Annotated in this window: 10 protein-coding genes; 3 read left to right on the top strand and 7 right to left on the bottom strand. The window is 73.4% G+C overall.

What is annotated here, in order from left to right:
* Nucleotides 1-29: 29 nt before the first annotated feature.
* Genes HL663_RS10355 through HL663_RS10345 form a run of 3 tightly spaced genes read right to left on the bottom strand, consistent with a single transcriptional unit; the run spans nt 30 to nt 2,850 of the window.
* Nucleotides 30-809, bottom strand: coding sequence for an FAD:protein FMN transferase (locus HL663_RS10355; protein ID WP_286175542.1), 780 nt, complete (start codon nt 807-809; stop codon nt 30-32).
* On the bottom strand, nt 806-1,384 hold the full coding sequence (locus HL663_RS10350) for an FMN-binding protein (RefSeq protein WP_173028308.1): 579 nt from the start codon (nt 1,382-1,384) through the stop codon (nt 806-808). The genes HL663_RS10355 and HL663_RS10350 overlap by 4 nt, the downstream gene beginning before the upstream one ends.
* A gap of 35 nt (nt 1,385-1,419) precedes the next feature.
* Nucleotides 1,420-2,850: a ferredoxin reductase family protein gene (locus tag HL663_RS10345; RefSeq protein ID WP_173028307.1), complete on the bottom strand. Its 1,431-nt coding sequence runs from the start codon at nt 2,848-2,850 to the stop codon at nt 1,420-1,422.
* Nucleotides 2,851-2,975: 125 nt separating this feature from the next.
* Between HL663_RS10345 and HL663_RS10340 the strand changes: the two genes are divergently transcribed.
* Nucleotides 2,976-4,889 carry an alpha-amylase family protein gene (locus HL663_RS10340; RefSeq protein WP_353654098.1) on the top strand — a complete coding sequence of 638 codons (1,914 nt, stop codon included), beginning with the start codon at nt 2,976-2,978 and terminating at the stop codon, nt 4,887-4,889.
* Between the two features lie 51 nt (nt 4,890-4,940).
* On the opposite strand, the gene HL663_RS10335 is transcribed toward HL663_RS10340, so the two are convergent.
* The 4 genes from HL663_RS10335 to HL663_RS10320 form a co-directional block, all read right to left on the bottom strand.
* Nucleotides 4,941-5,849, bottom strand: a complete 909-nt coding sequence (locus tag HL663_RS10335; protein ID WP_173028305.1) for a putative endonuclease domain-containing protein — start codon at nt 5,847-5,849, stop codon at nt 4,941-4,943.
* A 132-nt stretch (nt 5,850-5,981) separates the two neighbouring features.
* Complete coding sequence (locus HL663_RS10330) at nt 5,982-6,761, bottom strand: TSUP family transporter (RefSeq protein ID WP_173028304.1); 780 nt, start codon at nt 6,759-6,761, stop codon at nt 5,982-5,984.
* 3 nt (nt 6,762-6,764) lie between these two features.
* Nucleotides 6,765-7,520 (bottom strand): HAD family hydrolase, encoded by a 756-nt coding sequence (locus tag HL663_RS10325; protein ID WP_173028303.1) that lies wholly within the window; start codon nt 7,518-7,520, stop codon nt 6,765-6,767.
* Nucleotides 7,517-9,286: a proline--tRNA ligase gene (locus HL663_RS10320; protein WP_173028302.1), complete on the bottom strand. Its 1,770-nt coding sequence runs from the start codon at nt 9,284-9,286 to the stop codon at nt 7,517-7,519. Before HL663_RS10320 ends, HL663_RS10325 begins: the two co-directional genes overlap by 4 nt.
* Before the next feature lie 211 nt (nt 9,287-9,497).
* On the opposite strand from HL663_RS10320, the gene HL663_RS10315 reads away from it, so the two are divergent.
* On the top strand, nt 9,498-10,769 hold the full coding sequence (locus tag HL663_RS10315) for an ROK family protein (protein WP_173028301.1): 1,272 nt from the start codon (nt 9,498-9,500) through the stop codon (nt 10,767-10,769).
* 149 nt (nt 10,770-10,918) lie between these two features.
* Complete coding sequence (gene mmsA, locus HL663_RS10310; protein ID WP_173028300.1) at nt 10,919-12,517, top strand: multiple monosaccharide ABC transporter ATP-binding protein; 1,599 nt, start codon at nt 10,919-10,921, stop codon at nt 12,515-12,517.
* Nucleotides 12,518-12,520: the final 3 nt, after the last annotated feature.

Raw genomic sequence — 12,520 nt, 5'->3', positions numbered from 1 at the left:
AACCGTGCGGGACAGGCACCTACGGTTCGTCAGAGGACGATGAGGGAGTACTCGGGGTCGCGCTCGGGCAGCAGGCGGGCGACCCGCTCGGGGTCCACCCACGCGGCCGTCGCCCAGACGTCGGCCCACGTGAGGTCGGGCCCGACCACGGTGCACGAGCCGGGGCGCGAGACGCCCCACCCGGTGCGCGGGTCGACGACGTGGGCCCCGCGCGCCGCCGCCCCGGAGGTGGCGACCCCGCCGCGGCGCACGGCGACGACGTCGGCGACGCGCCCCGCGTGCCGGGGGTCCTCGAGGCCGATCCGCCAGGTCGGGGCGGCCGCGGAAGGCCCGGGGCCCACCCCGACGGCGACGTCGCCGCCGGCCCCGAGGCTGTAGGCGATCTCGGGCACGACGGCGAGGTGCTCGGCGGCGCCGGCCGCGGCCCAGCCCTTGACCAGGCCGGTGGGGTCGAAGACGGTGCGCCCGTCCGCCCGGCCGCGCCAGGCGGAGAAGAGCCCGTCGGTGCGCTCCTCGGCCTCGAGGCACAGCTCGACGACGTCGGCCACCCATGCGTGGACCTCGTCGGTCTCGTGATGCTGCAGGCGCAGCAGGTCGCTGTCCGCCCGCCACGTCGAGAACACCGCGTCGACCCGCCGCAGGTGCGCGAACGCCCGCCGCACCGCCGCCTCGATGTCGGGGCGGGTCGGCTCGACGGCCCGTACGTGGATGCTCACGGCCGTCCCCATCACGTGCTCCACCCAGGCCCGTCGGGCGAGGACCGGCGGCGCCGGGGCGGCCGGGGTCACGGGGATCTCGGCGGTGATCACAGGTTGGCCTGGTCGATCGCGGACTGCAGCGACTGGATGTACCCGTCGGAGGTGAACGTCGCGCCGGAGACCATGTCGATGCCGGCGTCCTGCGCCTGGACCGTCTCGTCGTTGAGGATCGGCACCGCGTAGCCGTTGATCTCCTGGTCGCGGTGGTCGCTCCACGGGACCTGCGTGACGGCCGACTTCGTGATCTTGCCGTCCTTGACGGTGATCTCGACCTGCACCGGGCCGTAGCGGGTCTGGACGGCGTCGCCCGTGTAGGTCTTCGCGGCCGACGAGGAGGTGGACTTCTTCGTCGTCGAGGACGAGCCGGACGACGACGAGCCCGAGGAGGAGTCGGACGAGGACGAGTCGGACGAGCCGGACGAGGACGAGGAGCCCGACGAGGACGAATCGTCGCTCGAGCCGCTCGTCGTCCCGTCGCCGCTCGCGGTGTCGGGCGCCGCGGCGCCGGCGCCGTTGGCGTCGCCGAGCGCCACGGTGCTCGCGGCCTGCCCGGTCGAGGTGTGGTAGCTGAACAGCAGGACGAGCGCCGAGACCGTGCTCAGCAGCCAGGTGGTGATCCGTCGCATCGCGGGGGTCCTCAGGGGGTTCGTGGGGTCGGGGGTCAGTAGCTGAAGCGCTCGAGGTGCACGGCGCCGTGCGGTACGCCGGCCTCGAGGGCGGCCTCGCGCACCGCGCTCATCCAGCCGTCGCTGCCGCAGACGTACACCTCGTGGTGGGCGATGTCCGGGGCGATCTCGCGCAGGGCCTGGGCGTCGCCGAGGTGCGCGGCCTGCTGGGGCAGCCAGCTGGCGCGGCCCCGGACGCGAGGCCCCTCGACGATGAGGTAGCGCGCACCACGGGCCGCGGCGAGGGAGCGCAGCTCGTCGGCGAGCACGGCCTCCTCGCGGGAGCGGACGCGGTGGACGAGCGTCACGTCGCCGGGGCCCTGGGGCAGCTCCTCGAGGAGCGCGCGCATCGGGGTGATGCCGATGCCCGAGCCCATGAGCAGGACCTTGCGGCGGGTGCGGACGCCGCCGTGCATCCGGCCGTAGGGGCCCTCGACGAGGACGCGGGTGCCGGGGCGCAGGCTCGCGAGCCGCGACGAGCCGTCGCCGAGGTGCGCGGCGGTGATCCGCAGCGTGCGGCCGTCCGGCGCGGCGGAGATCGAGTAGGGGTTGGCGCGGGTCCAGCCGGGCCCGTCGAGGAAGCGCCACTGGAGGAACTGGCCGGCCCGCACCGGCAGGTGCCGCACGCCGTCGCCACCGACCGTCACGCTCGTGACCCCGGGCCCCTCGGCGCGGACGTCGAGGACGCGGATCGGCGAGCGCAGCGAGCGCCACAGCGGCAGGCCCACCCGGAAGACGAGGACGGCGGCGGCCGTGGTGAGCCACAGGCCCCACCAGAAGAGGGTCGCGGCCCGGGAGTCGAGGAAGTCCGCGCCGGTCCACAGCTGGTGCGGCAGCACGAGGCCGGCGCCCAGGTAGCCGTAGAGGTGGATGAGGTGCCAGGACTCGTACCGCAGCCGGCGACGAGCCCGCTTGACCGAGGTGACGACGACCATGACGAGCGCGGCGGTGCCGGCCCACGCGAGGAGCATCCCGGGGTAGCTGACGACGAAGTCCCAGGTGGTCCCCCACAGGCCGAGCGGGCCGCTGGCCGCGTAGCCGAGCGTGATGAGGCCGATGTGGACGAGCAGGAGCGTGAACGAGGTGAAGCCGACGAGGCGGTGGACGCGGGCGAGCTCGTCCTGGCCCCAGGCCTGCTCGACCCACGGGACGCGGGCCATGAGGACGACCTGGAGCAGGAGCAGCGCCGAGGCGACGAGCCCGGTCAGCCGGCCGGTCGAGGTGAGGGCGCCGGCGAGCGTCCCGAGGTCCTGGACGCCACCGTCCTGCACCCACAGCGCGACGACGCCGAGGAGCACCGCCCACCCGGCGGCGGCCGTCGCGTCGCGCCACCAGCGCGGCACCGGCACGACCGCCCGGCGAGGGCGGCGGTGGGCGGCCCGGGGGCGGCGGACGGCCTCGTCGGGCGTCGTCGTGCTCGTCGTCATGCCCCCACCATCGGGCGGCTCCCTATGCGTCACCTGTGCGTGGCGTCGGGGTGGGCCGTGAGTCCGCGCGAGACGGTCGGCGGATGTGGTGGAAACGCTTGCACCGATTCGGCAGGATGGCGCCCGTGACCGCACCGGTGCCGCCGCCGCCCACCCTGTCGACCTCCGGGTGGGACCCGGCCCGCGCCGAGATGCTCGAGGCCCGCCTGCGGCGCTGGTGGCCCGACCTGTGGAGCGGGCTCGTCGCGGTCTACGGCGAGGACCGGGCTGCCGCGACCGCGGCCGAGCTCGTGACCCGCGCGACCCGGGCCTACGCCCGCCGCCCCGACCGCCTCCACCGCCGCGACCTCGAGCGGATGCTGCGCCCCGACTGGCTCCAGGAGCCGTCGATGGTCGGCTACGCCGCCTACACCGAGCGCTTCGCCGGCGACCTGCGCGGCGTCGGCGAGCGCCTGGGCTACCTCGAGGAGCTCGGCGTCACCTACCTGCACCTCATGCCGCTGCTGCGCCCGCGCGAGGGCGACAACGACGGCGGCTACGCCGTGGCCGACTACCGGGAGGTCCGGGCGGACCTCGGGACGATGGAGGACCTGACGGCCCTCGCCGACTCGCTGCACGAGCGCGGGATGAGCCTCGTCCTCGACCTCGTCCTCAACCACGTGGCGCGCGAGCACGAGTGGGCGCGCAAGGCGCGCGAGGGCGTGCTGCGCTACCGCTCGTACTTCCACGTCTTCCCCGACCGCCGGCTGCCCGACGCCTACGAGCGCACGCTGCCCGAGGTCTTCCCCGACTTCGCGCCCGGCAACTTCACGTGGGACGACGAGCTGGACGGCTGGGTCTGGACGACCTTCAACTCCTGGCAGTGGGACGTCAACTGGGGCAACCCGGACGTCCTCGTCGAGTACGCGCAGGTCGTGCTCGACCTCGCGAACCGCGGTGTCGACGTCCTGCGCCTCGACGCCATCGCCTTCATGTGGAAGCGCCTCGGCACCGACTGCCAGGGGCAGCCCGAGGTGCACGCACTGACGCAGGTGCTGCGCGCCGTCACCCGGATCGCCTGTCCCGCAGTCGTGTTCAAGGCCGAGGCCATCGTGGCGCCGACCAAGCTGCTGGCGTACCTCGGCGAGCGCGAGCACACCGGCAAGGTCAGCGACCTCGCGTACCACAACAGCCTCATGGTGCAGGTGTGGTCGATGCTCGCCGCCCGCGACGTGCGGCTGGCCGCGCACGCGCTGGGGTCGCTGCCGCCCAAGCCCGCGAGCGCGACCTGGCTGACCTACCTGCGCTGCCACGACGACATCGGCTGGGCGATCATGGACGAGGACGCCGCGGCGGTCGGCGTCACCGGCCCGGGGCACCGCCAGTTCCTCGCCGACTGGTACTCCGGCGACTTCTGGGGCTCGCCCGCCCGCGGCCTCGTCTTCCAGTTCAACCCCGAGACCGGCGACCGGCGCACGTCCGGGACGGCCGCCTCGCTCGTCGGCCTCGAGGCCGCACGCACCCCCGAGGAGCTCGACCTCGCCGTCGCGGCCCTGCGGCTGGCGCACGCGGTCGTCGTCGGCTGGGGCGGCATCCCGGTCATCTGGAGCGGCGACGAGCTCGGGCAGGTCGACGACCCCGACTGGGCGCTGGAGCCCGGCCACGAGGACGACAACCGGTGGGCGCACCGGCCGCGGCTGGACCTCGCGGCGATGGCGACCCGGCACGACCCCTCGACCGTGTCCGGGCGGGTGTTCGGCGACCTCGCCGGGCTCGTCCGGGCGCGGGCCGGCCTTCCGCACCTGCACGGCTCGGTCGAGACCCGCATCGGCCCGGTCGACGACCCCGGCGTGCTCGTGACGCTGCGCGAGCACCCGCTCGGGCGGTTCGCGGGCGTGTACAACGTGACGCCGCAGGAGCGCGTGTGGCCCGGCTGGCGCGTGCACGAGCTCGGGCTCGAGGCGGCCGTCGACGCCCTGACCGGCCGACCCCTCCCCTGGCACCCCGACGGTGACGTCCACCTCCCCCCGTACGCGGCCCTCTGGCTCACCGCCCCCTGACCCCCGCCTTTCCGCGAACGTGTGTGAACTCGCCGGGAAACCCCGGCGAGTTCACACACATCCGCGAAGGCCGGCCCTGACCTGCGCCATGACCGTCTGCTCCTCGAGCCGCAGCGCCAGCAGGTCGAAGCGCAGGACCCGGTCGCGGCCGAGGGTCACGGCGTTCTGCCGGAGGTTGTCATCCGTCAGGGCGAGCCCGGCGCGGTGTCCCGAGCCGTCGATCTCGACGACGAGCCGCGCCGACTCCCAGCGCACGTCGAGGTAGACGCGCCCCGACGGACCTCGGCGCACGACCTGGCGGTCCGGTTCGGGGATCCCGTGCCGGCGGCACATCGCCGCGAAGTCCAGCTCCCCGAGGGAGTGCGCGCCGTCCGCGATGTCGCGCACGACCTGCCGGATGAACGGGTGCCGGCCGCGGGTGCGGACGGTCTTCGCCGCGGCGACCAGGTCGGGACCGGCGACGAGGCGCTGCTGGACCGTCATCGCGAGCACGAGCGCGGCCTGACGGTCGCTCCTGGCCCAGCCCGCCGCCCGGACCGCCGCGACGGCCGGACGGGTGCGGGGAAGGTCCGACGGCTCGCACAGCTCGTCGACCCGTCGACGGACCCGGTGGATGCTGACGTCCTCGACCCGGACGCAGCGCGAGTTGCGGGTGACGGAGACGTGCACCGCAGCCTCGGTGAAACCCGTCAGGCCCGCCACCAGGAGGCTGCTCACCCCGTCGACCACCGCCACGCCGTGCCCGACCTCCCACACCGCCAGCCACGGCCTGGCCGCATCGGCGAGCGGACCACGGTGCATCGACACCGTCAGTCGGCCCGGCAGGGCCCATCGACCGGCTGCCACCTGCCGGGCCACGGAATCGCGGTCGACGCCGAGTCCACCCAGCAGCGACCTCGAGAGGATGCCGCCGTAGGGCGTGGCCAGCCTCTCGACGTGTCGGCGGTGGTCGGGGTCCATCCGCGCAGCCTGCCCCGGAGGACCCGCAGCGCGCTGGCGTCATCCACAGGCCCGCGAACGTGTGTGAACTCGCCGGGAAACACCGGCGTGTTCACACACGTTCGCGGTGGGGGTCGGGCGGGTGGCGGTGGGTCACCAGAGGCCGGCGAGGTCTCCTCCGATGCGGACGACGAAGGCGCCGACGACGACGACGAACACGGTGCGGACGAAGCGGCTGCCGCGCGCGACGGCGGTGCGGGCCCCGACCCACCCGCCGACGAGGTTGGTCACGGCCATCACCCCGCCGACGACCCACACGACGTGGCCCCCGGGCGCGAAGACGGTCAGGGCGCCGAGGTTCGTCGCGAGGTTGGTGATCTTCGCCTTGGCGCTCGCCTCGAGGAAGGCGTACCCGAGCAGCCCGACGAGCGCGAAGACGAGGAAGGACCCCGTCCCCGGCCCGAGCGCGCCGTCGTAGACGCCGATGACGAACCCGGTGAGCACGGCCGCCGTCGTGTGCCGGGCCCCGCTGAACCGCAACCGGGTCAGCTCCCCCACCGACGGCTTGAGCAGCGTGTACGCGCCGACGAGCACGAGCATGACGAGGATGACCGGGTTGAAGAGCGACTTCGGGATGTGCAGCCCGATGAACGCCCCGCCGATCGCCCCGACGTACGCGACGGCCGCCATCGGCAGCGCCGTGCGCAGGTCCGGCCTCACCCGCCGGTAGTACGTGACGGACGCGGTCGCGGTGCCCCAGACCGACGAGAACTTGTTCGTCGCGAGCACCTGCGCCGGGGAGGCTCCGGGCATCCCGAGCAGCAGCGCGGGCAGCTGGACGAGCCCGCCACCCCCGACGACGGCGTCGACCCACCCCGCGAGGAACCCGGCGAGCGCGAGCAGCGCGAGGACGTGGGGTTCGATGTCACCCACGGGTCACGCGGCGTTCCACCCGTCGACGATCCCGAGCAGGTCGAGCAGCTCGTGGGCCCGCGCGTCGGGGACGGCGGTCACCTCGACCTTCTGGTTGTCCGGCAGGACGGAGTGCGGCACCCAGACGGCGCGCATCCCGACCTGCTGCGGCCCGTGGACGTCCTCGAACATCCGGTCGCCGACGTACACCGCCGCCGCGGGCTCGACCCCGACCGCGCGGCACGCGGCGAGGAAGACCTCGGGATGGGGCTTCACGTGGTCGAGCTCGCTCGAGTAGAGGTCGGCGTCGATGAGGTCGAGCACACCGTCGCGGGCGAAGATCTCGCGGTGGTACTCGCGCGTCCAGATGGTGTTCGAGAGCACCCCGACCTTGATCCCCCGCTCGCGCAGGCCTTCCCAGAGCGGCTTGACCTGCGGGTCGGTGAGGGTGTGCGGCTCCCAGAAGCGCCGGTAGGCCGCGAGCGCGAGGTGGTGCCGGTCGTGCTCGGGGTCGACCCCGGCGGCGTCGAGGATGTCGGCGAGCGCCGCGGACGAGTGCTCGTCACGGCCCCGGGCCCACGCGCCGGCCTCCGCCTCGAGGATGCGGTCGGCGAGCCGGTGCGCCTCGTCGAGGTCGGCCTGCGGCACGTCCGGCGACCCGACGGGGATGCCGTGCACCTCGCGCGCGAAGACCCGCCACTGCTCGGGCAGGTCGACGTCGTGCCAGGGCGTCAGCGTGCCACCCCAGTCGAAGACGACCGCCTCGACGCGGCGGCTCACGCGCGACCGACCTCCGCCAGCACCTCGCGCACCGCGTCGTCCGTCGAGACCTCGCGGCGCTCGCCCGAGCGACGGTCCTTGACCTCGATCTTCCCGTCCGCCAGACCGCGGCCGACGACGACGATCGTCGGCACGCCGATGAGCTCGGCGTCCTTGAACTTGACTCCGGGAGAAGCCTGCCGGCGGTCGTCGAAGAGCACCTCGAGCCCCTGCGCCTCGAGCGAGCGGGTCAGCTCGTCGGCGTAGCGGTGGACCTCCTCGTCCTTGCCGGTGGCGACGACGTGGACGTCGGCGGGCGAGAGCTCGCGCGGCCAGACGAGGCCGAGCTCGTCGTGGTTGCCCTCGGCGACGCAGGCGACGGCGCGCGAGACACCGACCCCGTAGGAGCCCATGACGACGGTGCGCAGCTTGCCGTTCTCGTCGAGGACCTTGAGGTCGAGCGCCTCGGCGTACTTCGTGCCGAGCTGGAAGATGTGGCCCATCTCGATGCCGCGGGCCGACTCCAGCCCGTGGCCGCACGAGGGGCACGCGTCGCCGTCCCGGACCTCGGCGGCCTCGATCGTGCCGTCCGCGGTGAAGTCGCGACCGGCGACGAGGTCGAGGACGTGGCGCCCGTGCTCGTCGGCGCCGGTGACCCACGCGGTGCCGTCGACGACCCGGGGGTCCAGGAGGTAGCGGATGCCGGAGGACTGCTCGGAGCCGAGCGCGCCCGGCCCGATGTAGCCCTTGGTGAGGGTCGGGTAGCGGGCGAAGTCCTTCTCGTCGAACGCCTCCACGCTCGCGGGCTCGACCTGGGCCCCGAGGCGCTTCTCGTCGACCTCGCGGTCGCCGGGCAGGCCGATGGCCAGCGGCTCGCGCGTGCCGTCGGGGTGCACGAGCATGACGACGACGTTCTTCAGCGTGTCGGCGGCGGTCCACGACCGGCCGTCGGTGCGCGGGAACGCGTGCTCGAGGTGCGCGACGAGCGTGTCGATCGTCGGGGTGTCGGGGGTGTCCTCGACGTGGGCAGCCGGCGCACCGGAGGCGTCGACGGCGTCGGGCGCCGGCACCCGCACGGCCTCGACGTTGGCGGCATAGCCACAGTTGGCGCAGCGGACGTAGGTGTCCTCGCCGTTCTCGGCCGTCGCGAGGAACTCCTCGGACTTCGAGCCGCCCATCGCGCCGGCCATCGCCTGGACGATGACGTAGTGGAAGCCGAGCCGCTCGAAGATGCGGACGTAGGCGTCGCGGTGCAGCTGGTAGCTCTTGTCGAGCCCGGCCTCGTCCAGGTCGAAGGAGTAGCTGTCCTTCATGACGAACTCGCGCCCGCGCAGGATGCCGGCGCGAGGCCGCGCCTCGTCGCGGTACTTCGTCTGGATCTGGTAGATCGACAGCGGCAGGTCCTTGTAGGAGGAGTACAGGTCCTTGACGGCGAGGGTGAACATCTCCTCGTGCGTCGGGCCGAGCAGGTAGTCGTCGCCCTTGCGGTCCTGGAGCCGGAAGACGCCGTCGCCGTACTCGGTCCAGCGGCCGGAGGTCTCGTAGGGCTCGCGGGGCAGCAGCGCCGGGAAGAGCAGCTCCTGGGCGCCGATGGCGTCCATCTCCTCGCGCACGACGCGCTCGACGCGGCGCAGCACCCTGAGCCCCAGCGGCAGCCAGGTGTAGATGCCGGGGCTGACCCGTCGGATGTACCCGGCCCGGACGAGCAGCTGGTGGCTCGGGACCTCCGCGTCCGCCGGGTTCTCGCGAAGGGTTCGCAGGAACAGGGACGACATGCGCATGGCCACGGGGAGGCTCCTGGGGTCGTGGGAGGAGAACCCGGCAAGGATAACGACGCCCGCGCCCGGGACGCCGCACGGTTTGTGCGGCGGCCGGACAGCCGGGGCACCGCCGCGTCCCCCGTACGGGGCGGCGCGACCGGCCCGCCGGGGGTCGCGCTGCGGCCGTCATTTGTCCGGTGGTCGAACGAAAGGCCCTCCGGGGTCTATGGTGACCGCCATGTCGACGTCGACGAGCCGTCGGGCCCCCGGGTCCGCGCTGCCCCGCGGAGGGGGCCGGGAGGCCGCGCGCCAGTCGACCCTGCGGGAGCACAACCTCGCCGTCGTCCTCCAGCGCATCGTCGACGCCCAGGCGGTCGGCGCGCCGCTGTCCCGCGCGGCGATCGCCGGCGAGGTCGGCCTCGCCCGCGCCACCGTCTCCGACCTCGTCGACCGCCTCATCCAGGCCCGCCTCGTGACCGAGCTCGAGCCGCTGACGGTCTCGAAGGCCGGTCGCCCCGCCGTCCCGCTCGCCCCGTGCGGGCGCTCGGTCGTCGGGCTCGGCCTGTCCGTCGGCATCGACCACCTGTCCGCGCTGGTCCTCGACCTCGCCGGGATCACCGTCTCCGAGAGGGTCGTCGAGGTCGACCTGCGCGGCTGCGACCCCGAGCGCACCTTCGCCCGCCTCGCCGAGCTGGCCGCCGAGACCGTCCGGGCCGTCACCGCCGAGGGGATGCGCGTCGCGGGGGCGTGCGTCGCGCTGCCCGGGCTCGTGAGCCGCGAGACGACGACCCTGCGCTACGCCCCGAACCTCGACTGGCACGACATCGCGGTCGACGACGCGCTGACCGTCCACCCGACCCTCGAGCGGCTGCGGGTCACCGCGGCCAACGACGCCGACCTCTCGGCCCGCACCGAGGTCGAGGAGCGCCGCCGCCGCGACGGCCTCCCCGCCGAGGCGCAGAACTTCCTCTTCACGTACGGCGCGGTGGGCATCGGCTCGGCCGTCGTCCTCGGGGGCCGCGTCTTCGAGGGGATGCACGGCTGGGGGGGCGAGATCGGCCACGTCGTGGTCGACCCCGAGGGCCGCCCGTGCCACTGCGGTGCCGTCGGCTGCCTCGAGCCCTACGCCGGCAAGGACGCGATGGTCGACGCCGCCGGGATGCCCCCGGGGACGACCACCACCACGCTCGCCGCGGCCGCCCGCAGCGCCGGGCCGGCCGCCGACGCGGTCGGCGCCGCCGCGCGCGCGCTCGGGCAGGCCGCCGCCACGGTCGTCAACGTCGTCGACGTCGACGAGGTCGTGCTCGGCGGCGTCTACGCCACCCTCCACGGCCTGCTCTCGCCCGGCGTGCTCACCGAGCTCGAGCGCCGCGCCGTCATCGCGCGGTGGGCGACCGTGCGCGTCTCCCCCGCGCTCGGCGGCTCCAGCTCGCCGGCGCGGGGCGCGGCGCTCACCGTCCTCGACGACGTCATCGCCGACCCGTCGGCCTGGCTGGTCACGGCCGGGTGAACGGCGAGTTACCCGATCGTTACCAGGAGGGTCCCGGCGGACCCTTGCCGGAGACGGTCGTCTCCAATATGTTCGGCCGTACAACAATTCAGGTCAGCCACGGCCCCACGGCCGACGGACGGCCTGGGCCCTCAACGGCGAGGATGGGAATGAGCAACGTCGCACCGACCGTCACGGGCAGCGCCCGCACCGGCCGCCCCGAGGTCATCCTCGAGATGCGCGGCATCACCAAGGAGTTCCCGGGCGTCAAGGCCCTCTCCGACGTCGACATGACCGTCCGCCGCGGCGAGATCCACGCGATCTGCGGCGAGAACGGCGCCGGCAAGTCGACCCTCATGAAGGTCCTGTCGGGCGTCCACCCGCACGGCAGCTACCGCGGCGAGATCCTCTGGGACGGCGCCCCGGCCTCGTTCTCCTCGATCCGGGACAGCGAGCAGGCCGGCATCGTCATCATCCACCAGGAGCTCGCGCTCATCCCCGAGCTGTCGATCGCCGAGAACATCTTCCTCGGCAACGAGCAGACCCGGCGCGGCGCGATCGACTGGGTGACGACGCAGGCCAAGGCGGCCCAGCTCCTCGAGCGCGTCGGCCTCTCCGAGGACCCGATGACCAAGGTCAAGGACATCGGCGTCGGCAAGCAGCAGCTCGTCGAGATCGCCAAGGCCCTGTCCAAGGACGTCCAGCTGCTCATCCTCGACGAGCCGACCGCGGCCCTCAACGAGTCCGACTCCCAGCACCTGCTGCAGATCATGGACGGCCTGCGCTCGCACGGCGTCACCTGCATCATGATCAGCCACAAGCTCAACGAGATCGAGCAGATCTCGGACGCCATCACGATCATCCGCGACGGCCGCTCCATCGAGACCCTCCGGGTCAAGGAGGACGGCGTCGACGAGAACCGGATCATCCGCGGGATGGTCGGCCGCGACCTCGAGTCGCGCTTCCCCGACCACACCCCGCAGATCGGCGAGGTCTTCTTCGAGGTCAAGCACTGGAACGTGCAGCACCCGGTGCGCGCGGACCGGCTCGTCGCCAACGACGCGAGCTTCGTCGTCCGCCGCGGCGAGATCGTCGGCTTCGCCGGCCTCATGGGGGCCGGCCGCACGGAGCTGATGCGCAGCATCTTCGGCCGGTCCTACGGCACCCTCCTGGGCGGCACGATCGTCAAGGACGGCCGCGAGCTGCACCTCAAGCACGTCCGCGACGCGATCGACGCCGGCCTGGCCTACGTCACCGAGGACCGCAAGACCCTCGGCCTCAACCTCCTCGACGACATCAAGCGCACGACGGTCTCCGCGAAGCTCTCGCGGATCACCGAGGGGCTCGTCGTCAACGAGAGCGAGGAGTACCGGATCGCCGAGCAGTACCGCAAGGACCTGCGCACCAAGACGCCGAACGTCGAGGAGGGCGTCGCCAAGCTCTCCGGCGGCAACCAGCAGAAGGTCGTCCTCGCGAAGTGGCTCTTCACCGAGCCCGACCTGCTCATCCTCGACGAGCCCACCCGCGGCATCGACGTCGGCGCGAAGTTCGAGATCTACGGGATCATCCAGCGCCTCGCCGCGCAGGGGAAGGGCGTCATCGTCGTCTCCTCCGAGCTGCCCGAGCTCCTCGGGCTCGCCGACCGGATCTACACGATCGCCGAGGGCCGGATCACCGGCTGCCTCGACAAGGCCCAGGCCGACCAGGAGTCGCTCATGCGCCTCATGACGAAGAACACCACCCGCACCCAGGCCAACGCGGTCTCCTGACCC

Origin of the sequence: Arthrobacter sp. NEB 688 (assembly GCF_013201035.1) — a bacterium.
Lineage (GTDB): Bacteria > Actinomycetota > Actinomycetes > Actinomycetales > Dermatophilaceae > Phycicoccus.
This window is presented reverse-complemented; position numbering and strand designations above follow the sequence as displayed.

Excerpts from the sequence above, each read along its gene's own strand:
- HL663_RS10350 (WP_173028308.1), bottom strand. The coding sequence starts at position 1,384 with ATGCGACGGATCACCACCTGGCTGCTGAGCACGGTCTCGGCGCTCGTC.
- HL663_RS10345 (WP_173028307.1), bottom strand. The coding sequence starts at position 2,850 with ATGACGACGAGCACGACGACGCCCGACGAGGCCGTCCGCCGCCCCCGG.
- HL663_RS10335 (WP_173028305.1), bottom strand. The coding sequence starts at position 5,849 with ATGGACCCCGACCACCGCCGACACGTCGAGAGGCTGGCCACGCCCTAC.
- HL663_RS10315 (WP_173028301.1), top strand. The coding sequence starts at position 9,498 with ATGTCGACGTCGACGAGCCGTCGGGCCCCCGGGTCCGCGCTGCCCCGC.
- mmsA (WP_173028300.1), top strand. The coding sequence starts at position 10,919 with ATGAGCAACGTCGCACCGACCGTCACGGGCAGCGCCCGCACCGGCCGC.